Annotated in this window: 24 protein-coding genes; 14 read left to right on the forward strand and 10 right to left on the reverse strand. The window is 57.4% G+C overall.

Features of this window, described 5'->3' with window-relative positions; genetic code table 11:
- Positions 1 to 126: 126 nt before the first annotated feature.
- On the reverse strand, positions 127 to 1,344 hold the full coding sequence (locus tag DKW72_RS01035) for a lytic murein transglycosylase (protein ID WP_111640460.1): 1,218 nt from the start codon (positions 1,342 to 1,344) through the stop codon (positions 127 to 129).
- A gap of 81 nt (positions 1,345 to 1,425) precedes the next feature.
- On the reverse strand, positions 1,426 to 2,178 hold the full coding sequence (locus DKW72_RS01040) for a substrate-binding periplasmic protein (protein ID WP_157960351.1): 753 nt from the start codon (positions 2,176 to 2,178) through the stop codon (positions 1,426 to 1,428).
- Positions 2,179 to 2,323: 145 nt separating this feature from the next.
- Here DKW72_RS01040 and DKW72_RS01045 point away from each other — a divergent pair, with 145 nt between their 5' ends.
- The gene (locus DKW72_RS01045) at positions 2,324 to 3,370 is read left to right on the forward strand and encodes a magnesium transporter (protein WP_198411176.1); all 1,047 of its coding nucleotides are present in this window, start codon (positions 2,324 to 2,326) and stop codon (positions 3,368 to 3,370) included.
- Positions 3,371 to 3,461: 91 nt separating this feature from the next.
- Positions 3,462 to 6,077: a DUF2339 domain-containing protein gene (locus tag DKW72_RS01050; RefSeq protein WP_111640462.1), complete on the forward strand. Its 2,616-nt coding sequence runs from the start codon at positions 3,462 to 3,464 to the stop codon at positions 6,075 to 6,077.
- Positions 6,078 to 6,119: 42 nt separating this feature from the next.
- Here DKW72_RS01050 and DKW72_RS01055 read toward each other — a convergent pair whose 3' ends face one another.
- The 3 genes from DKW72_RS01055 to DKW72_RS01065 form a co-directional block, all read right to left on the reverse strand.
- Entirely contained in the window at positions 6,120 to 6,674 is a 555-nt protein-coding gene (locus DKW72_RS01055) for a DUF924 family protein (protein ID WP_111640463.1), read from the reverse strand.
- An 81-nt stretch (positions 6,675 to 6,755) separates the two neighbouring features.
- Complete coding sequence (locus DKW72_RS01060; protein ID WP_111640464.1) at positions 6,756 to 8,018, reverse strand: retropepsin-like aspartic protease; 1,263 nt, start codon at positions 8,016 to 8,018, stop codon at positions 6,756 to 6,758.
- The gene (locus tag DKW72_RS01065) at positions 8,015 to 8,380 is read right to left on the reverse strand and encodes an MmcQ/YjbR family DNA-binding protein (protein ID WP_111640465.1); all 366 of its coding nucleotides are present in this window, start codon (positions 8,378 to 8,380) and stop codon (positions 8,015 to 8,017) included. The genes DKW72_RS01060 and DKW72_RS01065 overlap by 4 nt, the downstream gene beginning before the upstream one ends.
- Before the next feature lie 204 nt (positions 8,381 to 8,584).
- On the opposite strand from DKW72_RS01065, the gene DKW72_RS01070 reads away from it, so the two are divergent.
- From DKW72_RS01070 to DKW72_RS01090, 7 genes are all read left to right on the forward strand, one after another.
- Entirely contained in the window at positions 8,585 to 9,259 is a 675-nt protein-coding gene (locus DKW72_RS01070) for a transglycosylase SLT domain-containing protein (RefSeq protein WP_232522266.1), read from the forward strand.
- Between the two features lie 438 nt (positions 9,260 to 9,697).
- On the forward strand, positions 9,698 to 10,240 hold the full coding sequence (locus DKW72_RS01075) for a tetratricopeptide repeat protein (RefSeq protein ID WP_198411177.1): 543 nt from the start codon (positions 9,698 to 9,700) through the stop codon (positions 10,238 to 10,240).
- A gap of 104 nt (positions 10,241 to 10,344) precedes the next feature.
- Positions 10,345 to 10,674: a DUF6559 family protein gene (locus tag DKW72_RS16730; RefSeq protein WP_408631099.1), complete on the forward strand. Its 330-nt coding sequence runs from the start codon at positions 10,345 to 10,347 to the stop codon at positions 10,672 to 10,674.
- Positions 10,675 to 10,754: 80 nt separating this feature from the next.
- Positions 10,755 to 10,907, forward strand: a complete 153-nt coding sequence (locus DKW72_RS16310) for a hypothetical protein (protein WP_157960352.1) — start codon at positions 10,755 to 10,757, stop codon at positions 10,905 to 10,907.
- Positions 10,908 to 11,144: 237 nt separating this feature from the next.
- Positions 11,145 to 11,468, forward strand: a complete 324-nt coding sequence (locus DKW72_RS01080) for a hypothetical protein (RefSeq protein ID WP_111640467.1) — start codon at positions 11,145 to 11,147, stop codon at positions 11,466 to 11,468.
- The gene (locus tag DKW72_RS16735; RefSeq protein ID WP_111640468.1) at positions 11,438 to 11,722 is read left to right on the forward strand and encodes an RHS repeat-associated core domain-containing protein; all 285 of its coding nucleotides are present in this window, start codon (positions 11,438 to 11,440) and stop codon (positions 11,720 to 11,722) included. The genes DKW72_RS01080 and DKW72_RS16735 overlap by 31 nt, the downstream gene beginning before the upstream one ends.
- A gap of 38 nt (positions 11,723 to 11,760) precedes the next feature.
- On the forward strand, positions 11,761 to 12,048 hold the full coding sequence (locus tag DKW72_RS01090; RefSeq protein WP_111640469.1) for a hypothetical protein: 288 nt from the start codon (positions 11,761 to 11,763) through the stop codon (positions 12,046 to 12,048).
- Between the two features lie 51 nt (positions 12,049 to 12,099).
- On the opposite strand, the gene DKW72_RS01095 is transcribed toward DKW72_RS01090, so the two are convergent.
- Together DKW72_RS01095 and DKW72_RS01105 are read right to left on the reverse strand one after the other, a co-directional pair.
- The gene (locus DKW72_RS01095; protein ID WP_198411201.1) at positions 12,100 to 12,312 is read right to left on the reverse strand and encodes a class II glutamine amidotransferase; all 213 of its coding nucleotides are present in this window, start codon (positions 12,310 to 12,312) and stop codon (positions 12,100 to 12,102) included.
- Positions 12,313 to 12,494: 182 nt separating this feature from the next.
- Complete coding sequence (locus DKW72_RS01105; RefSeq protein ID WP_157960353.1) at positions 12,495 to 13,838, reverse strand: serpin family protein; 1,344 nt, start codon at positions 13,836 to 13,838, stop codon at positions 12,495 to 12,497.
- 302 nt (positions 13,839 to 14,140) lie between these two features.
- Here DKW72_RS01105 and DKW72_RS01110 point away from each other — a divergent pair, with 302 nt between their 5' ends.
- On the forward strand, positions 14,141 to 15,064 hold the full coding sequence (locus tag DKW72_RS01110; RefSeq protein WP_111640471.1) for an alpha/beta hydrolase: 924 nt from the start codon (positions 14,141 to 14,143) through the stop codon (positions 15,062 to 15,064).
- Here the strand turns inward: DKW72_RS01110 and DKW72_RS01115 are convergent.
- The 3 genes from DKW72_RS01115 to DKW72_RS01125 form a co-directional block, all read right to left on the reverse strand.
- On the reverse strand, positions 15,061 to 16,110 hold the full coding sequence (locus DKW72_RS01115) for a sialidase family protein (RefSeq protein ID WP_111640472.1): 1,050 nt from the start codon (positions 16,108 to 16,110) through the stop codon (positions 15,061 to 15,063). The two genes, DKW72_RS01110 and DKW72_RS01115, sit on opposite strands and share 4 nt — an antisense overlap.
- 160 nt (positions 16,111 to 16,270) lie before the next feature.
- On the reverse strand, positions 16,271 to 18,739 hold the full coding sequence (locus DKW72_RS01120; RefSeq protein ID WP_232522268.1) for a ThuA domain-containing protein: 2,469 nt from the start codon (positions 18,737 to 18,739) through the stop codon (positions 16,271 to 16,273).
- 297 nt (positions 18,740 to 19,036) lie between these two features.
- Positions 19,037 to 21,412 carry a hypothetical protein gene (locus DKW72_RS01125; RefSeq protein ID WP_157960354.1) on the reverse strand — a complete coding sequence of 792 codons (2,376 nt, stop codon included), beginning with the start codon at positions 21,410 to 21,412 and terminating at the stop codon, positions 19,037 to 19,039.
- Positions 21,413 to 22,043: 631 nt separating this feature from the next.
- Here DKW72_RS01125 and DKW72_RS01135 point away from each other — a divergent pair.
- From DKW72_RS01135 to DKW72_RS01150, 4 genes are all read left to right on the forward strand, one after another.
- Positions 22,044 to 22,430 (forward strand): glutaredoxin family protein, encoded by a 387-nt coding sequence (locus tag DKW72_RS01135; RefSeq protein WP_111640475.1) that lies wholly within the window; start codon positions 22,044 to 22,046, stop codon positions 22,428 to 22,430.
- A 209-nt stretch (positions 22,431 to 22,639) separates the two neighbouring features.
- Entirely contained in the window at positions 22,640 to 22,942 is a 303-nt protein-coding gene (locus DKW72_RS01140; RefSeq protein WP_111640476.1) for a helix-turn-helix domain-containing protein, read from the forward strand.
- A gap of 1 nt (position 22,943) precedes the next feature.
- Entirely contained in the window at positions 22,944 to 23,279 is a 336-nt protein-coding gene (locus DKW72_RS01145; RefSeq protein WP_111640477.1) for a HipA N-terminal domain-containing protein, read from the forward strand.
- The gene (locus DKW72_RS01150; protein WP_111640478.1) at positions 23,276 to 24,259 is read left to right on the forward strand and encodes a type II toxin-antitoxin system HipA family toxin; all 984 of its coding nucleotides are present in this window, start codon (positions 23,276 to 23,278) and stop codon (positions 24,257 to 24,259) included. Before DKW72_RS01145 ends, DKW72_RS01150 begins: the two co-directional genes overlap by 4 nt.
- The last annotated feature ends 2 nt before the right edge of the window (positions 24,260 to 24,261 follow it).

Below are 24,261 nucleotides of genomic sequence, written 5' to 3' on the forward strand. Positions count from 1 at the left end.
CAGGGTGGGGAATAAATCGGACTAATCGTTTTGTTATGGATTTCTATAAAAACATAAAAAACGGTTATGGTTATGCGCTTTAGTTATAGAGAAAGTTAGGGCTCGCTCACCGCAAGCCCCTTGATATTACTCGCTTTCTTCCAGGTTGACGCCCAGTTTTTGCAAAACCTCCAGGCTGGGGAAGCCATCGGCAATCATATCCTGTTGATCCTGGAAGCGGCTGATGGCCGCACGTGTTGCAGGACCGAGAATGCCATCGGCCTCTCCGGCATCGTGGCCTTTTTCGTTAAGCGTGGTTTGCAGCTCGATCACTTGATCCCGATGCAGACGGGGGGCGTCTTCCGGGGGCGACTGCTGCAGGGCGGCGGCGCCGGCGATGCGGTCGGCCAGGTGGCCTACCGCGAGGGCGTAAAACTCGGAGCGGTTCCAGCCCATGATCACATCAAAGTTCTGGTACACCAAAAAGGCTGGGCCCTGATGCCCGGCGGGGACCAAGAGCGCTGCCGGAAGATCGGCCTGGGGCAGGGGGGTGCCGTCAGCATTGCTGATACCCAGCTCGCGCCACTCTGTGAGGGGGCGGCGGTTGGTCAAGCCGGCTTCCAGGTAAGGGAAGCCCTCGGGTAGCATGACCTCGCGCCCCCAACGAACCCCCGGTTGCCAGCCCAGCGCACGCAAGAAGTTGGCCGCCGACGCCATGGCGTCTGGTAGGCTGCCCCAGAGATCGCGCCGTCCGGTACCGTCATAGTCCACCGCGTACTGGAGAAAGACCGAAGGCATAAACTGCACGTGGCCCATGGCCCCCGCCCAGGAACCTTCCATCCGCTCGGGGGAGATGGCGCCTTCATCAAGAATGCGCAGGGCATCCAGCAGTTCCCCGGTGAAATAATCGGTGCGGCGGGTGTCACAGGCCAGTGTTGCCAGAGAGTCGAGTACCGGCATACGCCCAAAGTAGCTGCCGTAGTTGGTTTCCAGACCCCAGAAAGACACCAGGTACTGGGCCGGGATACCGTATTCGCCGGCCACCCGTTCAAGCAGCGGGCGGTGGCGCTCCAGGAGCATGCGCCCGCGTTCAATACGCTGGGTATCCACCCGGCGGTTGAGGTAGTCGGCAAAGGTGGTGGTGAATTCCGGTTGGCGCCGGTCGAGTTCGATCACTCGAGGATTGAGGCGCGCTTGGGCGAGGCTGTTATCGATGACGGTACGGGAGATACCTTCGTCGTTCGCCCGAGTGCTCAACTGTGCGATACACGTGCTGAACTCTTCATTGGTCAGCGCCTGGGCGTTGGCCGCGGCGCCGCTAAGTACGAGAACAAGGCTGGTCAGGAGGGTCTTCCCAGGCGTCATAGTCACTCCGCGGATGGTTGATAATTCAGTCGAGGTCAAATCCCATAATGCCAGCCTTGCCAGCAGCTGTCGATGATTCTGTCAGTCGTAGACGTCATACATGTCGCCGAGGATAACGTCGAGAGCGCCGCTGTGACGTAGTCGCTTGAGGCCCTGGTGAAAAGCCACCATCAATGAGGCAGAGTCTTCGCGTGTTCTAGGTGCCAGCATATAGCCCTCCACCTCTATCAATGGCGGCTCGACAATACGCAGTTCGTTGCGATCAATGTCGAGATTGTCAGCCAAATGCAGTCCGGTCAGTTGATCCGAGGCAAAAAGGTCGACCCGACCACTGGCGAGCATACTCATTCCCTGCAGCTCGCTGGAGACCAAGGTGCCTGCCATATTCCGGCTGTTGATGGCATAGTGAAAATCCGGGGTGTAGGTGTACCCGATGGTGGCCGCAACCCGCAGGCCCGCGAGATCGTCCATATGCTCCCATTCGATGGGCTCAGCGCTCTGACGCTGGAAGAAGACCGTGCGGTTGATCACCAGCGGCTCGCTGTAGTGCATCAGCTCACGCCGCTCGGGGCTGTCGTACCAGTAGGTAGTGGCGTGAAAGTTACCCTGAACGGTTTCCCGAAAGGCGCGGGCCCAGGGCATATAGACAAACTCCACCTCAATATCCACGGCATTAAAGGCTGCTTCCACCAGATGGTTTACGTAGCCACCGTTGGGTAAATCGGCACCCGTCCAGGGCGGAAACTCCCCGGTGGCAATGGTAACTGTGTCGCTGTACGCAAAACTCCCGGCACACCACAACAGCAGCCCCATGAATAACAGTTGCTTGGTCAAGATCCCGCCTCCCTGCAACGTGGATTTATGTGCAGTTATTGTTAAGAGATTAGACCAGCCGGTCAAGGTTTGCCGGGTTTTTAGTGCAACCTCTACCCGAAGACTTGCTATAGTCTGGCCATTGAACTTGATAATGGAGCGAGACATGTCACAGCGTATGGGGGCGACCGAGCGGAGCCGAGAACTGATTACCCAGGATGCGGCCCGCACAGTGCTCTCCGGAACGGAAGAAACCATCGGCGAGCTGATGACACCTGCGACAGCCACGCTGCCGGCAACGTGTACCGTGGCGGAGACGTTGACATTTATGGTCAAAAGCTCTGATGTGTCCGAGATCAGTTACATTTTTGTGACAGAAGGAGAGCGCTTGGCGGGGGTTGTAGGCATGCGCGATCTGATTTTGGCCAAGCCCTCCGAGACACTGGCGGACATCATGGTGCGCGAGCCCTTTGCCTTTGAGCAGAGCACACCGATAGAAGATGCAGTGGGCGAAGTGCTCTATCGCCATTACCGCATGTACCCGGTCGTGGATGATGAGCAGCGCGTAGTGGGCGAAGTGCCGGGCTGGAAACTGTATGAGCGCATCGCGACTGAACTTAGCGCTCAAGCCGGCTCCCAGTACGGTGTGGCAAAGGAAGAGCAAATTAGCACACCGGTGCTCGCGGCCTTTCGCATGCGCCACCCCTGGCTGTTGGTGAACCTGGTCACCGCCTTCGCCGCCGCCTTTGTGGTGGGTATTTTTGAAGGTACCATCGCCCAGATCGTTGCCCTGGCTGTGTTCCTGCCCGTGCTCGCGGGCCAAAGCGGCAACACCGGCTGCCAGGCGTTGGCGATTACCCTGCGTGGCATGACCCTGGGGCAAACCCGTGACTATCCGGTCTACCGGCTATTGCGCAAAGAAATTCTGCTGGGTGCGTTGAATGGCGCTGCCGTGGGTGCACTCGCGGGCATTGCCATGTTTGCCTATGCCATGGCCACTGATTCCACCAACCCGGCCATGCTCGGCTTCGTCATCTTTATTGCCATGATCGGCGCCTGTGTCGGCAGCGGCATATTCGGTGTTTCGGTGCCGTTATTGCTCAAACGCTTCGGCGCCGACCCGGCCACGGCCAGCAGCATCTTTTTGACCACTTTCACCGACATCCTCGGTATGGGTTTGATGTTGTTCCTGGCTACGTGGTTGGTGCTTTGAGTCGCACGCGTTGAATCACACTTTTTTTGGCAACTTGTTGTAGGGGGCTGGGGCAGTTTCCCCGGGGTTTCGAAAGTAGGGAGAACCGACAATGTGGATCGTTTTTGCCATTCTGGTCATTCTGGCCGTGGTGGTGTACAGGCTGCGCTTGCAGTTGCAGCAACAGCTTAAGCGGGTGCAATCCCTTGAGGCCCGGCTTAAAGCAATGGAGTCCAAGGCGGTGCAGGACGTACCACAGGCGTTGCAACCTGTAGCGCGTGAACCCGTTCGTTCCTCTTCGGTGGCGCCGCCCCCTGCACCTCGACCCGCTAGCCCGGCGCCTGGGCCTGATGCCTGGTCCGCGCCAGTACCGGTCAACCAAACCCCCTCCTATTTCGATCTGGCGTTGCGCTGGATGCGCCGTTGGCTGACGACAGGCAATGTGCCGGTCAAGGTCGGCGTGCTGGTCTCGTTTTTTGGTGTGTCGTTTCTGCTCAAGTACGCGGCCGAGCAAAACTACCTGATGCTGCCAATTGAGCTGCGCCTTTTTGCTGTGGGTGCCGTGGCAGCGGGTGCCCTGGCCTTTGGTTGGCACCAGCGGGATCGTCGGCCTGCCTTTGCCTTGAGCCTTCAGGGTGGGGCGATTGGAGTCCTGTTCCTCACGGTGTTCGCAGCTTTTCAGATTTTCCAGCTGCTGCCCGCGATAGTCGCGTTTGCGTTGTTGGTGTTATTCACGGTTGTCGCTGGAGTCCTGGCGGTTTTGCAAAACGCTTTAGCGCTGGCCGTGCTTGGCGTGGTCGGCGGTTTCCTGGCGCCGGTATTGATCTCGACGGGGGCCGGCAGTCACGTCACGCTGTTCAGCTACTACGCCGTGCTTAACGGCGCCGTTTTCGGGTTGGCCTGGTTGCGGCCCTGGCGAATGCTGAACCTGATCGGTTTTGTGTTTACCTTTGTGATCGGTGCGGCCTGGGGCTATCAGTTCTACCAGCCTGAACACTTCGCGTCGGTACAGCCGTTCCTGGTGCTGTTTTTCTTTATGTATCTGGGCATCAGTATGGCGTACGCCTTGGGTCGTTCCATTCGTCTGCGCTCCTACGTCGACTCCGCACTGGTATTCGGGCTACCGTTCGTGGTGTTTCCTCTGCAGAGTCAACTGGTGGCGGGTTTTGAGCATGGCCTCGCGTCGAGTGCGTTGGCCCTGGCGGCGATTTACCTGGTTGCCGCGACAGTGCTGCTTCGTTCGCGCTTGCGCGACCGGGTGGGTTTACTGGGCGAGTCGTTTTTAGCGTTGGGCATTGGCTTTGCCACCCTCGCCGTGCCCCTGGTCTTGAGTGCGCATTGGACCGCATTGACCTGGGCATTGGAAGGCACTGTGATGGTTTGGGTCGGCACCCGGCAGAACCGTCAACTGCCTGCGGCCGCCGGCGCGGCGCTCCAGGGATTGGCGGGGTTGGCTTTTGTGTATTCACTGATTGTGTTCGGGCGCACGGGCGATGGCCTGTTTCTCAATGACCAGGTGCTCGGCGGCGTTGTTCTGGCCCTGTCGGGGCTGGCTTCTGCCCGCTGGTTGGAGGCGCGCAGCGAGTGGTTCCGCAAAGCGGCGCCCGTCGTGTCCTGGCTGTTGTTTGGGTGGGGGCTGCTTTGGTGGTTCTCTACCTTGATGTTCGACCTGGTGCGGGTGCTTAGCCCGGCCTGGCTGCCTGCCAGTTGGCTGGTGTTGTTGGCGGGCACTGCTGCCGCTCTGCGCCTGCTACAAATACGCTTGCATTGGCGCAAGGTCCAGGGCCTGTTGAGTGGGTACTTGCCGTTGGTGCTGCTTACCGCCGTCGTCTGGCTCGACTTTAGGTACCCGACCCACTTTTTGGCGTTTGGCGGCTGGTTTGCCTGGCCTCTGGTGGTGTTGACGTTGGCATTTCTGTTCCGGGGAGAGCTGGGACTGTTGGAGATCACGCGCCCCTGGCAGCGAGCCATGACGGTTTGGCTTCTTGCACTTTTGCTACTGCGCGAGACGTATTGGATTGCCGGCGTGCTGTTGCCGGAGGGCGTTTGGCGTTACGGGTTTATGCTCGTTATGGCGGCTGCTCTACACGCAGTCATCTGGCAATTATGGCGCACCAAACAGTTTGCAGTTGACCGTCACAGCCGGGATTGGTCGCTGCGCGGCGTTGGACCCGTGCTCGCCCTGGGAATGGCGGCATCCTTGGTGTGGTTATTGAACTCGTCCGGTGACCCGGCTCCGCTCTTTTATCTGCCTTTGCTCAACCCCTTGGCGTTGGCTACTATCGCCGTCGCGGTGGCGACGGTTCACTGGGCGCGTGTCAACCGGCTCCCCGGCGGGGAATGGGTCTTGATCGGTCTATCCGCGTTCGCCTTTGTGTTGATCACCAGCGAAGTCACCCGTACCGTCCACCACTGGAGTGGAGTGCCGTTTCGGGTTGATGCGTTGTTTGAGTCGGTACGGGTGCAGGCCAGCCTGTCGGTGGTATGGGCGCTGTCTGCGCTGGCGGTGATGGTCTTTGGGCACCGTCGCGCCCAACGCATTCCCTATTTGTGCGGTGCTGGACTGATGGCGCTGGTGGTGAGCAAACTGTTTCTGGTGGATCTTGCTCAAAGCGAAACCTTGGAGCGGATCGTGTCGTTTATCGGCGTTGGGCTGTTGTTGCTGGTGGTGGGCTTTTTAGCCCCGGTGCCGCCAAAGCAGGAACGGACGATGCCTTCTTCACCCTGAAGTTTAGTGGCATTTGCCCGGCAATGGACACAGCGAGCGGCTCTAGAAGGAAGAGCCCGGTTGCTTGAGAAACTCGAGTTCTTCCGGGGTCGATTCCCGGTTCAACCATTGATTGCGATGGGGGTAGCGCCCGAACCGGTCTATGATTTCCTTGTGGCGGATTTCAAACTGCAGGTTGTCCTCCAACCCGGGCTGGTTGAACAGGGTCATGGCCAGCGTGTGTATGGCCGGGGATTCACTGTGCATATACGGCATATACAGAAAGCTTCGTTCAGCCGGATCAAGGGCCTGGTCGGCGCCTTGGGCAACCGCTTCCTGGGCCAGTGCCAATGCCAGCGCGTCGCAGCTAAACGCCAGGGCGGATTCGCGATGGATATTGCGGGAGAATTGATCCAAAACGATAATTTCGGCCAGACGGCCCTTCGGGGTTGTCCGCCAGTGAAACAGCTCACACTGAGCAGCTTGCCGGTGTAGGTGACTGAATCGTTCGACGATGGCTTGATCCACCGCCGGGTCTGTTTTGAACCATTGTGCTTTGGTCAGTTCGCGAAACCAAAACTCATAAACGTCCTGGGCGCTCTGGGGATAGGTACTCATAGACGTGTTTGCCCGATACGGAATGAAACGACCATGGTAGCCTACGCGTAAAGCCCAAGCCAGCCCACTGACTGATTGCTCTTAGCGCGGCTGCAACAGCAGCACCTCGTTATCCTGATCCACTTCAAAGCGGAATTGGCTCAGGATATTCATGCCCAGCAACCCGTCGATGTGGTCCGGGGTCGCGAAATCGAGAACGGCGATGTGAATGTCGGTCAGGCGGTGAGTGCCGATCTGTAAGCTGTCCACTTGGTAGACCATCCCCCGGGAGGTGCCGCTGGCGGTGTTGAACAGCTGTGGCCCCAGCTCGACAAAGCGGACGTCACCGCTCAGGCGATCGAAGGCGCTCTGGGTGAGGGTGGTCAGGCTGGCGCCGGTGTCGACAACCAGACGGACCTCCTGTCGTCCCTGCAAGGTCAAGGGCAGATGGTAATGACTGCCAAGCGCCTCCAAAGGCACGCTGCCCACCGGGGCCGATCGGCGTTCGGTTACAGGCGGTGGCGTTGTGTTGTTCAGCAAGGCGGTGGCACGGGCGCCGAGTGTCGGGTGATGGGCGAGCTCTTCCAGTAGCGATTGGCCATAGAGCGCATCGCCATAGTTCAGGTGCAGCTCCGCCAGGCGCAGTCTCTCCCGGTCCCGCTGTAGACCCAGCTGATTGAGTGTTTCGTAAAAACGCATCAGGGATTGCCAGCGGCCGTCGCCTGCCAGCACGTCGTCCACCGAGCGCACAAACTGTTCGAAGGCCTGGTTGACGGTGTCGCGTCGGCCAGGCTGGGTTGCACTGTAGGCGTAGACCAACTGGAAGGTCCGCGCCGCCTCAGCCCAATAATCGGATGCCTGTTGATGGCGGGCGAGTAGCAGAAGTACGTCGATGTCGTCGTAGTGCACCGATAGGAAGGCTTCCGCCAGCGCCGTCAGGGCGTCGTCGTCACCTTCTCGCAAATAGCTTTCCAGATAGTCCAGAATGATCGCCCGCAATTGCCCGGCGGTGGCCCGGTCCTGCCTGTCCACTGCCTGATACAGGCCGACGGCGGCGCCAAATGCGCGCTGGCTCAGGTATTCACGTAATTGAGTCGCCGGGTCCGGTACCGCCGTATCCGCGGGTTGCACGGGAGCGACGCTTGGCGTCCCGTTGTCAGTCGATGGTTGCAACGCTTCCCGCGCGGGGGCGGGGACCCGTTCCACCGGTGGTTGGAAAATCGCGGAGTAACCTTCGGTTGTATTCTCCTCAGTGGCGGGCACCTCCGGCGGCGCCCACACCCCGCGCAGCCACCAGCCCAGCCCCAGGCCGATGGCCAGGAGCAGGCAGGTGATCAGGGGGGAGTGGGGCCGGGGCGGTGTCATTCTTGATTGAGTCCCAGCTCTTTCTGCTTCTTTTTGGTGAGCCCCAGGGACACAATGCGGTGAGACTCCCGCAGGTAATACTTGAGCTCGTCGTCCCGGCTGGGTGGCGCATCGTATTGTTGAATCCACTTCATACCGCGAGACGCCAGGTAGGGCGCCGGCCGGTACCCCGGCTCTTCCTGCAGAATCTCGTAGTGCAGTGGCGACACTTTAAACGAGTAGGCCGGATTGCCGGCCTTGGACCAGCCGCCGACGGCGAAGACTTTACCGCCCACCTTCCACACGTGAGCGCCGCCCCATTGGACGACGTGGGAGGTGGCGGGCAGGGCACCGCAGAATGCGTTGTATTCATCGTAAGTCATAGTGCCCTAAGGATAGACCTAACCCCCGCTCAACGCCTGAAAAATGACAGGGTGTCGGTGATGGCTCAGCCCTGATTTTCCGGCGTTGGCAGGAACTTGCCGCGAGCCCACCTCTGCCTTTTGATTAAAAACTGTTCTACAATACCGGAAACGGCGCCTTGCCCTCGGGGCCCTTAGTCCAATAACACCAGAGCGATACGCCCAGTGAAATTACGCCTGCCCCTACTGATGTGCGTGTTACTGCCCCTGAGCGTTCAGGTTTACGGCAGCAGCGGTGGCACCCGGTCGACGATCGAAGTCTACAAATACCGCAATGACAGCGGCGTGATGTCGTTTTCCGACCGTGCCCCCCGGGGCAGCCGCTATGAAGTGCTGCATTACAACTGCTTCGCCTGCGACCTGGATTCCCAGGTGGATTGGTACAATACGCCGCTATTTACCCGTCAATTCCAGGACATCATCGACCAGGCCGCGTCCCGGCATGGGGTAGACCCCGCCTTGGTGCGCGCGGTGATTCACGCGGAGTCCGCGTTTCGCCCCACGGCGCTCTCACCCAAGGGCGCCCAGGGCCTGATGCAGTTGATGCCCGCGACCGCGCAGGAATTGGGCGTGGGCGATGCGTTTCTACCCGAGCAGAACATCGACGGTGGCGTACGCTACCTCGCCCGCCTGCTGACACAACACCGTGGCGATGTTCGCCTGGCTACAGCCGCCTACAATGCCGGCCCCGGCGCCGTCCGCCGCCACGGTGGCGTGCCCCCCTTTGCAGAAACCCGAACCTACATCGAGCGAGTCGGAATACTCCACCGACGCTATCAGGAAGCCTTGAGCGTTGCCGACAACGATGAGCTGGCGGCTAAGGTGAATCTCGGCGCCTGATTTGGCGTAATACCGAAGGTGTCGTTGGCGGCGATTCAACATTTTCTGCTCAACTTCGGTATCACTACTAGCGTTTCACGCGGAGCCCGCGTTTCGCTCCAGGGCGGCGTCTAGCAGAAATCTGCGCAACTGCCTTACTTAATGCATTTAATTGGGCAAGGAGGAACGTTATCAATGTCAGATAAAATACATTGCGCAGTAAAAATTATTTTTGCTTTCTTCTTGTTATAGCTTCGCTATGTGTGCTGGGTCAAACCAATTCCCGCAGTGTTGTTATAAATCCCGCTCGGCAATTGATAAGAGATATTTATAGAGCAAAAAACACGCAGCGGAGAGTAAGTACTCAAAGCAGTATTCGATCTTTCGGCGGACCATAGTTTGGAGAAGGCATTGGCTAAAAATTTTGCATGCGACCGTGAATCGAGGTGGAGTCAAGCCGTGAATCGGTTCAACTCAGGAGATTTTTCAGGGGCACTTTTTATTTTCAAGCGGCTAGCCAAGGAGGGCTGTTCCACCGCGCTCGTCGAAGTAGGAAACATTTATGAATTAGGTGGCGGGGGCATAGAAAAGGACGTCGATAAGGCTATCCAGTGGTATAATTATTCGATCGAGTCGCTAGATGACCCTAAGGCGCACCTTTGCTTGGCACGCGCCTACTTGCAGCGCGGCAAGACTGATGATGATTATCGTAGGGCTTATGAGCATTTGTCTTTACTTGAAGACTCCGAGGAAATGGGAGCTTTCTATGGTTTAGGTTTGATGTATGCTCATGGTATTTGGGTCCCTAAAGATGTTTCAACTGCAATGAAATACTACCGAAAGGCTTATGGGTTAGGCCACCTTATGGCGTTTAGAAACTTTGCGTTTTTAACGATGAAATTCAACCCTATTAAGGGTGGAATTCTTTGGTTAAAGTCGTGCCTAAAAATAACCCGGGTTGCGTCTAAAAACCCTTATGATCCCAGGTTGGGTATGCACTGACTGTTGATTTTTCTGTGGGTGTTCTCAGTTCTTTTTATTCATCGGAACTTAGTTAAAAATTTTCTCTGTGATAAAGGATGATTGTTTTGGGAATTAGTAACTGGATGAAGAGGCGAGCTATTAAGGCCTATATATCAAAGTTGCCAGCGCTTTTGACTAAAGATTACGGGCCTTCATGTGTCCGCTCTTCCAGTCAGGTTGTCAAGACTGTGCGGCGCTATAAACTTAACTCTAAATATGTTGCTTATGCATGCGTACTTTTTTCAAGCAAAGAGTCGTATAACGACTGTTTTAGTGACCAGTCTCGATTAGACTACGATAGAGCAAGGCAGGAAATGTTTGATAAGTATAGCTTGGATAGTGAAAACCTGAAAAGCTTTGTTGGAAGTCGTGATGGCTTCGAAATTAATGACGGTTCCCACGATAGCTATTAATAAATAGAGCCGGATATTCCAGATCTTCGATACCGCCCGCAGTCGTGCGAACTTGAACGACTGCGACCCTGTAAGTAAAATTGCGTAAATGCCTGATCCAAGATCAACGGCTCGACTGGGGTGACGCGGGTAACTCGGACCAGCGCCGTGAGCTCGGCTTTGGCTCGGGCTTCAACTCGCGCGACCTGGAAGAAAATTTTAGCTACGACACCATGAGCCGCCTGACTGGCTAGTACGCCAGTGGCACTTTTACTGCCTACGAGAGTTATGCCTATGACACTCGGGATAACCTCACCAACAAGGCCGGTGTCACCCACCGTTACGGCGCCCAGTGCAGCGCCAGCCAAAACGCCGGCCCCCACGCGCTTTGCCGTGCCGGTAGCACCAACTACAGCTACGACAACAACGGCAATGTTGAGAAAATCCACTACCTGGACAATACTGTCCACTGGCGCCGACAGATCGGCGGCGTGGCCATTATCAAGGAAGAGCGCACCACTGGCGGTGGTTTGATCAACAGTGAAACCCACTATGTCATTCGCGACCACTTGGGCAGTACCTCGTTATTGACTGACCATACCGGTGCGGCGACCCAGGAGTTCTACTATGACCCCTGGGGCCAGCCGAGAAAGCCGGTCTTTGGCAGCGGCTCTTACTGGCCACAACTGGATCAACCCTTTCGGGTAGTGCTCAAGCCGGATACCACGCGGGGCTACACGGATCATGAGCATTTGGATGAAGTAGGCCTGACTCATATGACAAAATTGTCTGGAACAATTTTGAACGTCGCGTAGCGGAAGCCCGCAGTGCGAGCCTCACGGATGAGGCGAGTAGCGGCCGGGTATACGACCCCAAACTCGCCCGCTTCGTCCAGACCGACCCGATCGTACAGGACCCGCGCACCACCCGGAGCCTGAACCGGTACAGTTATGTGTGGAATAATCCGCTCAATGCGACGGATCCGAGTGGGTATATTTTCAGCAGCATTCACCGGACGCGTGAGTGTGAAACGGAAAAAGAAATGGCCAGGCTATATCAATTAGTTTAGGCGCTATTATTCCTGCAAACTGAGGACCCGTTTAGTATATGAGTGCATTAGTGTTTTTTTTGCTGCTGGTACTTTTCTTCGTTAACGGCCTATTGATTTCTCGGTGTATTCGGAACGGATTTGATGTGAGGCAAGCCGCCAAGTATGGCTTTAAAGTTGGCGCTTTTTGGAGTTTGGCTGGGAGCATGGCGGCCTTAGCTAGAATGTGGGAGGCTGGGGATTTCTATCTGGATCTGATCGGGTTGTCTGCAGTAGCGATTCTTCCGTTCATTACGGCTGGTCAATTTTACAGCAGTGTGAAAAATTATAGGGACAATCAAGAGTAACTTCTGGCTGTTTCTCCAAGCTCAATGCCCTGCCTTAACCGGACGCAGTGGTCACGGGCAACCGGCCATTACAGTCTCACCCCTGTGCCACAAGCGCCACTCGCCAGGACGATAGATATCCGAGGTCTCATCGCTGGTGAGTGGCTCGGTGGCTATCACGCTGACAATATCGTTGGGTGTGGTTTCGGATTTGAAGTCCACCACCACATCAGCGTCTTTGAGCCGGGCTGGACCGAAGGGTGGGTAATCCCCCGTTTTTAACAGGGGTAATAAGTAGAGTCAGGCCACCTTTGCCTGCCAGACTATTTGAATCACTTCTTCATCCGCTCCTTGGCTTGTTGATGAGAAGTTGTTCTACCCTTCAGGACTGCCCTTTTCCCTTGGAAATACCTTTCAGCAGCGCCAATCTGCGCTGCTGAAAGGTAGCCCCTCGCTGTAGACCTTGCTCAATCATCCTGAAGCGGATCAAGCATTCGTCCGGCAAACAGGATGAGGCCTGTCGGGCGGTCGTGGATGAAGTAGTAGAACGGTCGGTCGAAGCGTACTGTCGGTGGTTCGGGTCCCAAAGAAGTCACGCGTACCATGGCCACTGCGGTGGCAGCCGCTGCCTCGGTACCGGACTCGTCAATGTCGACGAAACTCTTATGGAAAATTTCGTCAATATAAATGGCGCGGTCGGGAATGCAGGGGTCGGCCCCCGTGATGCCGCTGAAGTCGGCCGCACATTCGTCGAAGGCATCCACCATGCCCATGGACTCGAGAAGCTCCGACAGTTTCAGGTCTGAGCCGGACTCGAAACGGGGAAAATGCAGCGCAACGTCGCGCGAGTTAATGTTTTCGAGTACCCCATCAAAGTGCTCACGATCCAACTCGGCGGCCCACCGATTGAAGTTGTCAGCATCGGCGGGCATCATCGCCACCAGCTCGATGTCGTCGCCGATGTAGGGCATGGACACAGCCACCGTGTGTTCTCCGGCGTAGTGGCCGAAGTGAGCGGTCTGGCGCATCATGGGGACATCTATTTGGCTGCCGTCCGGGCGCATGAAAGGCTGATTGCGGGTGGACTCCTCCTCAAAGGCATGCTTCCAGCTGCCCAGGAAGTAAATGGCGTTGACCAAGACAAAGCGGGTCTCAGCATTCAGGCTTTCCGGCGGCAGCAGGTCGACGATACGCTCTTCGGTTTTCCTTTCTACCCAGTCATTGATTTCAAGACGCACGGCTTCGGCATCATTACGGAAATCCACCCGGCGTATGCCGGCACCATAGTGCCTGGCCAGCAGGTCTAGGTAATCCTGTCGAAATTCGAACGCTTCGTGCCCCCAGGTTTGGTTGACCACATCGAGGCGAAAGGGGTCGCCATTATTGGCTGCTTCGTCTGAGGCCCGTTCTCCCAGTTCGCGGTCGAGACGGTTGAACCCCGGATGCAGCGCATCATTGTCGAGCGGGAAATTCAGCGTCCCGGCCATCTGCCGGCGCGTCTCTCCCTGGGCGCCCGCATACACCATGGCCAGCGCGGCCGAAATTGAATAGGGCGAAACGAAAAGGTTGCCATCCTCATGCTCGCCCAGTTGCTGTAGCAGACTGAATGTGAAGGTGCGCTGATCGGCAATCAGCGGGGTGAAGCGCTCGTCGTCGATCAGTGGGGCAGTATCGCGGGTCACCTGGCTCTCGACGGTGCCAATCCGTGATTTATCGGATTCAGTCAGCTCGGCGCTATCGTCGGTGTCGCATCCGAATAACAGCATCAGTATCGACATAAGGCCGCACAGGGCGACAAGATTTTTCTTCATAACGTATGCAGCGCGGCATCCCGGCGCTAGGGGTCGGGTGCGTCCGCCCGTGGGGTGTTGATCAATACTTTCGGTGCCTTTGCGGGTATTCAGAAGCAAGGTGCCAGCCATCGGTTTGCCCTCATGAGATGGGTTTTGGGAATCGGATGCATCCGCCCCTGTGGTTGGTCGAACGATAGTGCTTACCAGAGACAATGGGGTGAAAACTCGGCAGAGTGGGAAATCCCCTCTATAATAGTCATAACGACTAGAATGCAATAACCGAGTTCTATGGATTCCCAAACAGGAGTAGCTAACGCGCCATGATAAAGCAACCGTTTCCAACACTTTCAGGTGTCCTTGCAGCGGCACTGATAACCTTCAGCGCATCCACCTTTGCCCAGGATGGAAAAATGTACCCAATGGACGCTCCGGAGGAGCCCAATGCAATCCCGCTGGAAACCGGCGGAGTTGAAGGGCAGGCCGAGCCGGAGAGCTGGTTCCGCCAGTGGGGCGATCCCATGGCGCGCAATATTTCCCGCGCCACGCTGACCCCAGTGCTGGCGGACCCTGAAAAAGCCAATGGCGCGACGGTGATTGTCGCGCCCGGCGGCGGCTTCATGTGGCTGTCCATGGACAATGAGGGCTGGCAAGTCGCCGAGGCGCTGGCAGAGCAGGGCATCAATGCCTTTGTGCTCAAATACCGCTTGCAGCCGACCGCGCCGAGTCTGGAAGCTTTCGAAAACCAGATGAACCGACGCTTTGAAGAGGCCGGTGAATCCCCCGACGCTGATGAGGTTCCCGAACGTCCCCGCTGGGACCTGTCCAACCAGATTGCCGATGTCGAAGCCGCCTACGCAATGATTCTCAAGCGAGCCGACGAATGGGGCGTGGACACCTCCAGAATCGGGATGGTGGGCTTCTCCGCTGGCGCCGGCCTGACCATGGCGACCACGCTGGAATCAGAAAAAGTAGACCTGGCATTTATTGCGCCGATCTACGGCGGTATGGGCCCGGTCGATGTTCCGGAAGACGCTCCGCCCATGTTTTCCGTGATTGCGGCGGACGACTTTCTGTTCCATGGGGAGTTTGGCGTCATCCAATCCTGGTTCAACGCGGGCATCCCGGTAGAGTTCCACCTCTATCAGAACGGCGGCCACGGCTTTGGACTGGGCAACCCCGACCGCACCAGCAACAAATGGTTTGATGCGTTTATGCATTGGCTGGATGTGAACGGCTTCCTCTAACCTTCTCCGGTGACCACCACCCGCATGATGCCACCGCCGTAGAGCCCGAGATAGACCACCGTCTTGTCGTTCTCGGTGGTGGCCAGAATACTTCTGACTCCGCCATACAGGGTCGTGCTTGGGTGCTTGTGTTGGGTCCAGGTCTCGCCGCCGTCGGCGGATACCTCAAAAATCAGGCGCTGAGGCGTGTCCCAGTTTTTGGTCCAGCCACCGGTATAAAGCGTTTGCGGATCGTTCGGATCGATGGCCAGGCCAAAGTAAAAGCGGTAATCCACATCCCCAATCAGCGTGCGCCAATCCTCGCCGTTGTTTTCGGTTTTGACGATGCCGCCTTCGCCGCTGATATAAACACCCGCCTCATTTTCCGGATCGAAAACAATCCCGTAGACAACACTGGGGTTGGGCATCAGGTCTCTGAAGCTCTCCGCTTCCTGCGTGTCCAGGGAGTAGCGTTCCAGAACCAACTGTTCGATCGCATTCTGTCCGCCATACCAGATGTCATTGGTGGCGGGGTTGTGATTGATCGCCCGCTTGGGCTGCGCAAAACCGTCCCATAAGCCGTCCAGCAGCGCCCAGGTACGGCCCTCATCCAGCGACACGGCCAAGGCTTCCACCCCGGTGGCATAAAGCGCATTGTTGTTGTCGTCGTAGTGGAGGCCGTAAAGGGTTTCGGGCTCTTCGGCGCCAAAGTTGTGCTCAATACTGTGCCAGCTGTCGCCGCCATCGGTGCTTTCAACCAGGCGGTCGCTGAATATACCTTCCGCGTCCGTTTCGCGTACCGACGCTATCCAGTGATCGGCACTCAAAATGGCGATGTCGTGCAGCTCCACCTCCGTGAGGCCCGTTGCCTGCCAATGGCCCGCTGGTCCCCGGGTGTAAAGCCCCTTATCGGTGGCGGCCAACAACCGGCCCTCGTGTTCATAAAGATGGTTGACGACATGGCCGCCCAGGCCGTCAAAGGCGATTGCATACTGGTAGTCGTAGACGGGTAACCGGTCGCCGGAACAGCCGACCAGGAAAGCGATAAGCAGGGCGTATCTATACATGGTGTAAACCCTCTGGTTATTTAGCCGATTGTACACAGCCGGTTCAGAGGGAGTAGTAAGAAATTGTAATAGCCCGCTAGGCAATCTCGTTGGTTAAGGTGCCGATTTCCTCCATGATGATACTGACGACGCCACCGGCCACAATGCCGGTGGCACACTTTTATTCGTCGTCTTCCGGGGTGATGGACAGAATATAGGCCGCCAATTTTTCTCGGGTTTCCTGGTCCAGGAAGTTATGGGCGGGCATGGCGTGCTCGCCCCACTTGCCACTGCTGCCGTCGGCGATGGCCTGGGCAATGAAGCCCTTGGGGTCTTCCTGGTCGTTGTACCTCTCCTTGATTTGCAGAAGACTTGGGCCCACAGAGGGACCGCGTTCCTGGTGGCAGGCCACGCAACTGGTTTCTCGGGCGGCCGCTTTACCTTCGGCGATCTCAAGCTGGGCCTCATGCCCGATGCCTTCGGCGGTTACGGCGGGGGCTGGCTCGTCCTCGTTCGCCTCTGCCAGCTCAGCCTCCGCATCGTACTCAATCACACTCAGCTTGGCGTCTTTGCCACCGGCCCACCACTGGGAGCCGTATTCCAGCACCCACAGGCGGCCATCGGCGGTAATTTTCAGGTCGAGCGGCCCGGCAAAGTCGACGGTGGGGGCGAAATCTTCGATTTTCACCACATTGTCGTACTCATCGAGAGTGACGGCCTTGATCCAGCTACGCATAAAGTCGCTGATAATCAGTTTGCCCTGGTAGTAGGCGGGGTAGGCCAGGTCGCCGGAATCCGGGTAGACGCCCGCCACCAGGGAATTGCGGCCACCCTGGCCCAGTTCGGGGAAGCGCTCGGAGCGTTCATAGGGGTACCAGATCAGAGCCGGTTGCGCCGGTGGCAGCACCTCTAGGCCGGTATTGCGCGGCGAGAAGTTCTCCGGCGCCAGGGGGTCGAACAGCTTGCCGGTGGTTTCCGCCTCATAGTCGTACATGCGGTAGGGGATGTTGTTGCCCACCATGGTGGGCCACCCGAAATTGCCGGCTTCCGTCACTTTATTGATTTCATCGTAACCGCGCGGGCCGAACGCGTCCGTGTCTTCCTTGGCGTCGGGGCCAATATCACCGAAATAGAGGGTGTCGGTGCTGTCGTCCACGGCGATGGTGTAGGGGTTGCGGGTGCCCATCACATAGATTTCGGGGCGGCCCTGTTCCGGGTCGGTGAACAGGTTGCCCTCTGGAATGCTATAGCCGCCGTTCTGATCCGGCTGGATGCGCAAGATTTTGCCGCGCAGGTCCTGGGTGTTGGCAGCGCTGCGCAGGGCATCGTGATGCTTGCCGTCTTCGGTATTGTTGATCGGCGCTGAGCCGTTGGACTCGAAGGGGTTGGCGTTGTCCCCCAGGGCGACGAACAGGTTGCCGTGGCGGTCAAATTCTAGGTTGCCACCGGTGTGGCAGCAGGTGTTATCGTTGGGAATGTCCATAAAAACCTGCTCAGAGTCCATGTCCAGGGTGGTCCCGTTGACCTTGAACTGCGACAGCCGTTGCAGCAGATCGTGTTCGCCGCTCTCGTCCGGAATGTTGTACATGACGTAGATGAGCTGATTGTCGGCAAAGTCAGGGTCGAAGGCGATCGCAATCAGGCCAAACTCGATATTTTGGGCCGGCGAGAACACATCAAACTCCGCCATCACGGACAGCTCCTGCGTGGCCACATCCAGCCAGAGCAGTTTGCCCTGGCGCTGGGCAATCATCGCGGCGCTGTAGTCATCGGTCAGGTCAAAGCTCACCGGTTCGGTCAGGTCATCCACCAGAATGTTGCGCTGGAAGCGGCGCGGGTCGGGCCTCACCCGGGTGTAGTCCAGCGGTTGACGCTCTGCCAGGGCATACTCGAGTCCACCGTCCAGGTGCGTCAAAAACAGGGGGTGGCTAAAGGTCTCGATGGTGTGGCCGAGGCCCGTGTAGAACGACCGGCCGCCGTCAAACTCGTGGTACCAGGCGATGGGGTGGTAGGCGCCGTGCTGGCCGCCCTGGTAGCTGCGCTCGTCAAGGGTCAGCAAGTCCGTGCGCCGGTCCGACAGCGAGGTAAAGTCATACCACTCGTCGGTAAAACGAAACTGCTTGGGCAGCGCTGCGGTCGCGGGGTGATGCGGATTGACCACGTTGACCCTGGCTTCCTGCACCGCCGAGGGATCCTCGGGGTGGGATTTGAAAGCCGCCCCCAGCAGCCGCCGGTACCAGTGCCAATCGCTCTCCGTATCCGCCGCCGAATGAATACCCACAAAGCCGCCACCCGCCTGGATATAGCGCTCAAATGCCAACCGCTGTTGGTTATTAAAGATCTCCCCGTAGGTGTTCACAAACACCACGGCGGCCATTGTCTGGAGCTTCTCGTCGGTGAACACGCTGGCGTCTTCCGTCGCCACGGGTGTCAGGCCGCGCGCCTCCACCAGGTCCGTCACCGCTTGGATACCCGCCGGGACCGACTCGTGCTGCCAGTCGGGGGATTTGGAGAAGATCAGCACGGAGGTTAGCCGATCGCCCTGATCCGCGGAAGAGGCCCCCCGGTCGGAGTCAGAGCAAGCAGCGGTAAGGGCGCCCAGGAGCATCAGGGCGAGAATAGCGAGAATACGAGGGGTCTTCACAGTCATGGGGAGTTCACATTGCCTATGGGATGTTATGACTCGCCTGTTTATGGGGTACAAGCTGAGCACCGAAATCGGAAGGGTGTCACTATATACCAGACTTGGGAGGTCTGCGAGTCCAGATGACTATTACAGGTTGCTCTCTCATTTTTGATGGTTATAGAGAGCAGGCAATGAGCACTATTCGACAATAGGCCGTGATTTTTTGTAACTCCGAAAGCAGTACATGCCCCGCTCCTCGGAGCGGGGCTTTCCGCCATGCAGGCCATTCAACTAAAGAGCAGAAGCCTTCGCGGAATCGGGTCAGTTGAGGGTGTCTAGAGTTTCTTCCACAAAAACCCCCTCTGGATCGGTGGCGGTAAAGTTTTCATACAATGCTTCGGGGTCGTTAAAAGCGGCTTCCTCGATTTCGATCGCGATCAGCGCGCCGGGGGCATCATCGGCCGGAAAGCTCACCGTATCATCAGGCCGAGCGTTTTCGCCGTCCTGGTTGATGAGAGCTACCTCGTCCCAGCGGATTTCCAGCGTCTCACTTTCCGACAGAGGTATTTTGATAACCTCTTCTCCAAGGCGTGAGCCCAGTGTCACCGCTAGCTCCAAGGCCGCATCATTACCGTCTATCTCTTCAATCAGCTCAACGGCGCCGAACGGTTCTTGCGCGAAGCGACTGACATATTGCAGTTCTGGTTGACTCTCGCCCAGCAGGCTCGAGTCCAGAGCGAACTCCAGCACTTGACCCAGGGCGAAGCGAGCATTTTCGGCGATGGTCAGGTCGGTGCCAAAGTTGTCGGCGCTGGTGCGGACCCCGATGCCGCTCGGCGAAATGATAATCTCGTGAGTATCGAAGCGAACCCGTGTGAGGTGCTCGTTGTCGATAGCTCCATTAAACTCGATCAGCCCGAGGTACTCACCCCGGCCGCTGAGTTCGCTGTAGTGCATTAGATCGCTGCCTTCGGGGCCGGTGCCGGCGGCGCTGCTGAGTACTCGCCAGTCGGTTTGCCAGTCGCCGGGATAGCCGTCGACTCTGACGAAGTCCGCCGGAGTAATAGCCCGTAGGGTCAGAATGGGTGCTTCGGTTGCCTCGTAGACGGTGATATTCAGCTGCTCCCCCTCAACCGTCATTTCGCCAATGACGGTTGCCTGATCCGATAGCCGAACGCCTTCAAACAGAATCCGGTCACCGGTGGGTTCGAAATTCGCCAGTTCGAAATTGGCATCGAACGTTAGCTCGACCCAGTCGTCTGGCCTGGCCGGGTTTAACCGCACAACCAGCGGCTCTCCCGCTTTGGACGTGCCCTCTACCCAGAGGTGACGCTCGGTGGGTACCATGTCGTTGAAGTCGCTGAACAGGGATGTGATCTGATCGTGCTCGGTGACCACTCCATTGGCTAAGTCCACGTCATAAACCATGCCACGGAGGTCGGTGTATACAAGGCGACCGCTGATGACCTGTCGGCCATTGGGATTATGAATGTTGGTTCCATGGATGCCGAAGCCTCGACCGCTGAATCCATAGCTATAAGTGAGAATATTGTTATTGTTTACTGTACCACTGCCAAATACCGCGGTGAGTTCCCCCACCTCTTGTGCTTCTACTTGGCCTGACTCGGATCGGGTGATCCGAAAGTAGGGGAAGCTCTGCCCTACACCTTGTGTATAGATTGAGTAAACGACATAAATCTGACCGTCGAGGTCGCGAAGAATGGCGCGGGGAGGGTTATCGGCTCCGACGTCAGTCAGGCTTTGCAACGTCATCAGCTCGTCATTGTCGACGTCGTATGCCAGGTAAACCTGGTTATTATTCTGATTGCTGTAGCCGCTGAATACCATCAGCGATCCGTCGCCGGACAATTCGAAGTCGGCGACGGTGTGAGTGCTGAACAGGGCTTGGGCGGTGAGGTCCCCGCTTCCCAGATTGCTGACGTTAATGATGAGTGGTTGGTTGTTTTGCGCCCAGGGGGAAGGTGCATAGAAGATGTTGCCTTGTGGATCGAAGCGCAAACTATTGTTGAGGTGGCGGGCTTGCTCATCGTCCCATGGCATATTATGGGCCGGACCAAAGGCTTCCTCAGCCAAATAGGCCAGACCGGTGTCTTTGTTGACCAGCACTCCGACCTCTTCCTCCTCAAACCAACGGGCGCTGTCTGGGTCGTTGGCGTCATGCAGCCGTTCGACTCTTATAAGGAGTGCCAAGTAGACGAAGTCAGGGCCTATCTCTACGATGTTCCGCGCCTGTACGGAGCCCCTCTCAAGCTCTTCGCCGCTCTCGGTATTGAAAGGCACGCGCTCCAGACGACCGTCTTCGGTTACTTTATAGAGTGTGTCAGCCTCCAGCTCGTTATGCTCGTTCAATGGGGTCAGGTCCGAATTGACCTCTGGCAGCGTGTTCATCGATTCTGTATGACCCTCAAGGTGCCGGGTTGGGGGTTCGGCATTGAGATCACCTCCGCCTGTAATGACAAAACCCTGAGCTCCGCTGACACCCAGACTGTGTATTTGACGCGCGACATCCTCGACCTCAATAGGGCTTTCATCGCCTGTCCCATTACCCGGATCCGGGCCATTATCCTGGTCTGGCGTCGGCGAGTCGTCGCCACTGTCGCCACCGCCGCATGCGCTGAATAGCACGCTTGCGGCGAGTATGAGAATCAAAGGCAAGGCTGGAATTCGATGGGTCATAAGAGTGTCCTTAACAGGGTTTGTTGTGGCAAGGGCAGTTCACAAAGATCTCCCTATTCGAACAAATATGTCTAGGTTAGCCCTTTCGAATTTGATGGCACATCGCCCAAATGGGTGAAATTGGACAATTCTTGGGCAAATGGGGCCTGAGCCGAAGAATAGTCGGGGGCAGGCCTTGCGCTTCCACCGAATCCGTCACTGCTGCGACGCCGGCGGGGACGGATGCGTGCTGCCACCCGGAGGATTTGGAGAAGATCAGCACAGAGGTCAGCCGATCGTCCTGATCCGCGGAAGAGGCCCCCGGTCGGAGTCAGAGTAAGCAGCGGTAAGGGCGCCCAGGAGTATCAGGGCGAGAATAGCGAGAATACGAGGGGTCTTCACAGTCATGGGGAGTTCACATTGCCTATGGGATGTTATGACTCGCCTGTTTATGGGGTACAAGCTGAGCACCGAAATCGGAAGGCTGTCACTATATACCAGGCTTGGGAAGCCTTAGAGTTGGAGTGACTATTATGGGTTGCTCTCTCATTGATCCAGCTCCCCCGCCCGAGTATCATGCGGGCCGAAGCCGATGCTACCTATTTCCGCCCACAGGGCCTTAAGAAGTCCATCCTCCAATCCAAGGCACTCCATGAAAATCATCATCCGCTACTGCTTCCGCGCCGCCCGCCTCATTCTCACCCCAATTATGCTCCTGAGCGAAAAGCTCACCACGCCCAGCCCCCTGCCGCGCAGCCCAGAAGAGCAGCACGCCCTGGATCAGGCCGCCGACAAGCTGGCCCTCTACCAGTTCAAAGCCTGCCCTTTCTGCATCAAAGTCCGCAAAGAGCTGGCCCGCCAGGGGCTGAACGTGGAAACCCGAGACGCCCGTAACAACCCCGACCACCGCACCGCCCTCCAGGCTGGCGGCGGCAAGCTCAAAGTGCCCTGCCTGTTAATTCAGCATGATGACGGTCAGGAGGAATGGCTATATGAATCCACTGCCATCAATAGCTGGTTGCAGGCGCGGTTCGGATAAAACGGCGGAGCCCTCCCGCCGTCATTTTCACAGTAGTGATGCCAGTGGATGGGCAGGTAGCCCAGGGTATAAGCGGCTATAGATTTCCGGCTTTTTTAGTAAAGTAACGATATAAATTTCATATATCCGGTTATATCTTGTGGAAATGCTGGATCTTTGTAGGTTATTATTCCATATAATAGATACTTACATATTTCTGGTGATTAACGATGGAAGCTAAGCGCTTAAGCCGGCAGTTGGAGCAGCTGGTCGAATTGGCAAAGGCCCAAGAGGAGGCTTTGGCCCAGTACCGGTCCAAGGGGGCACGGCCACCGGTACCCATTGAGCAGGCCGGAAAGGTAATCCGTGAGGCTAGGCTCCGCCAGGGGCTCAAGCAGGTCGACCTTCAGGAGTTGGCGGGCGTGGGCATTACCTCTGTGGTCAATGTGGAAAACGGGCAGCTATCGGTGCAGCTCGATACACTGAAGCGGCTCGCTGCCGCCCTGGGGCTGAGACTGTACATCGGAGACTAGTATGGCCAGTGCCGAAAAACGAAAGGCCGAGGTGTACTTTTTGGGGGTGTTCGCCGGCATCCTGGAGGAAACCGACGCTGGGTACCGGTTCACCTATGACCAAGACTACCCAGCCAACGGCGGCCGGCCGATAGGGGTCCAGTTTCCGCTCAGCCAAACGGTCTATGAATTTGATCACTTTCCCGGGTACTTCGCCAACCTGGTGTCCGAGGGCTGGTTACGACGAACCCAATCCCAAACCCAGCGTATTGCCGAAGAGGATCGATTTGGGCTTCTTCTGGCCAATGGCCGTGACCTGGTGGGCGCGGTCAGCATTATGCCGAGTCATGAACGATGAGTGAGTATTGTCACATCAGCCTCAAGCCTCTGACGGGTAAAGAGACGCACCCAGGCTACCGGGATACCGAGTATAAGCGCCTGTTCGGCAGCTTAAAGGTAAAACCTGTGTTGCCGTTTACCCGGGCTGAATTCTTCCAGACCGGCGCCCGGCACACCAAAGGGATGTCCATCTCCGGTGTTCAAGAGAAGCTCCCGTTGGGGGTGCGCGCCGGTGAGCTGGTACCGGTAGACGAGGGCGGTCTTTACATTCTCAAGCCAAGCCCCGAAGCCTATCCTCACGCCGCCGAGAACGAACACGCGGGCATGGAATTGAGCCGCCTGGTTGGCATCGAGACCGCACTGTGCGGCCTGGTCCCCTTTAAAGACGGAGAACTCGCCTATGTGTGCCGCCGGTTTGACCGCGACGCCAAGGGCAATAAGGCGCCCCAGGAGGATCTGCTGCAAGCCGCGGGACTCCCACCCGAGGACAAATACCGGCTCAGCTACGAAGAAGCGGGCCACATCATCTCAAAAGCCACCCATGGCAAGCCGGCGCCCGTCCTGGACATGATCAAGCGAGTGATGCTCGCCTATGTGATGGGGAACGATGACCTGCACCTGAAAAACCTGAGCCTGCGTCGCGCCACAGCTGACGCACTCTACAGCTATTACGATCGACTCACCCCAAACTACGACGTTCTGTTCTGCGACGGCTTTGAAGGCATGGCCCGGGACAGCTTTCTGGCACTGGACCTGCTGGCCAACGATGACTTTACGAAGAGCTTCGAGCGTCTGGGCTTCTATTCCCTGGAGGATTTCATTGAGCTGGGGCGCCGGCTGAAGATTCCAGAGCGAGCGATTGAAAACTTTGCCAGCAAACTGGTCTCTCTGGAGGACAAGGCGGCCGCCTTGATCCAGAGCTGCTATATGCCGGAGCCTATGCGTGAAAGGGCGGAGGCGGTGTTGCGGGAACGACTTAAGGTCATGAGTCCAGGCTAATG

The sequence above is a fragment of the Marinimicrobium alkaliphilum genome, from assembly GCF_003259155.1.
In the GTDB taxonomy this organism is placed as follows: Bacteria; Pseudomonadota; Gammaproteobacteria; order Pseudomonadales; family Cellvibrionaceae; genus Marinimicrobium_A; species Marinimicrobium_A alkaliphilum.

Bases quoted from the DNA above. Each gene is read 5' to 3' on its own strand.
- DKW72_RS01035 (WP_111640460.1), bottom strand. From the start codon at position 1,344: ATGACGCCTGGGAAGACCCTCCTGACCAGCCTTGTTCTCGTACTTAGC.
- DKW72_RS01045 (WP_198411176.1), top strand. From the start codon at position 2,324: ATGTCACAGCGTATGGGGGCGACCGAGCGGAGCCGAGAACTGATTACC.
- DKW72_RS01050 (WP_111640462.1), top strand. From the start codon at position 3,462: ATGTGGATCGTTTTTGCCATTCTGGTCATTCTGGCCGTGGTGGTGTAC.
- DKW72_RS01055 (WP_111640463.1), bottom strand. From the start codon at position 6,674: ATGAGTACCTATCCCCAGAGCGCCCAGGACGTTTATGAGTTTTGGTTT.
- DKW72_RS01060 (WP_111640464.1), bottom strand. From the start codon at position 8,018: ATGACACCGCCCCGGCCCCACTCCCCCCTGATCACCTGCCTGCTCCTG.
- DKW72_RS01065 (WP_111640465.1), bottom strand. From the start codon at position 8,380: ATGACTTACGATGAATACAACGCATTCTGCGGTGCCCTGCCCGCCACC.
- DKW72_RS16730 (WP_408631099.1), top strand. From the start codon at position 10,345: ATGAAGAGGCGAGCTATTAAGGCCTATATATCAAAGTTGCCAGCGCTT.
- DKW72_RS01090 (WP_111640469.1), top strand. From the start codon at position 11,761: ATGAGTGCATTAGTGTTTTTTTTGCTGCTGGTACTTTTCTTCGTTAAC.
- DKW72_RS01105 (WP_157960353.1), bottom strand. From the start codon at position 13,838: ATGAAGAAAAATCTTGTCGCCCTGTGCGGCCTTATGTCGATACTGATG.
- DKW72_RS01110 (WP_111640471.1), top strand. From the start codon at position 14,141: ATGATAAAGCAACCGTTTCCAACACTTTCAGGTGTCCTTGCAGCGGCA.
- DKW72_RS01115 (WP_111640472.1), bottom strand. From the start codon at position 16,110: ATGTATAGATACGCCCTGCTTATCGCTTTCCTGGTCGGCTGTTCCGGC.
- DKW72_RS01120 (WP_232522268.1), bottom strand. From the start codon at position 18,739: ATGACTGTGAAGACCCCTCGTATTCTCGCTATTCTCGCCCTGATGCTC.
- DKW72_RS01125 (WP_157960354.1), bottom strand. From the start codon at position 21,412: ATGACCCATCGAATTCCAGCCTTGCCTTTGATTCTCATACTCGCCGCA.
- DKW72_RS01135 (WP_111640475.1), top strand. From the start codon at position 22,044: ATGAAAATCATCATCCGCTACTGCTTCCGCGCCGCCCGCCTCATTCTC.
- DKW72_RS01140 (WP_111640476.1), top strand. From the start codon at position 22,640: ATGGAAGCTAAGCGCTTAAGCCGGCAGTTGGAGCAGCTGGTCGAATTG.
- DKW72_RS01145 (WP_111640477.1), top strand. From the start codon at position 22,944: ATGGCCAGTGCCGAAAAACGAAAGGCCGAGGTGTACTTTTTGGGGGTG.
- DKW72_RS01150 (WP_111640478.1), top strand. From the start codon at position 23,276: ATGAGTGAGTATTGTCACATCAGCCTCAAGCCTCTGACGGGTAAAGAG.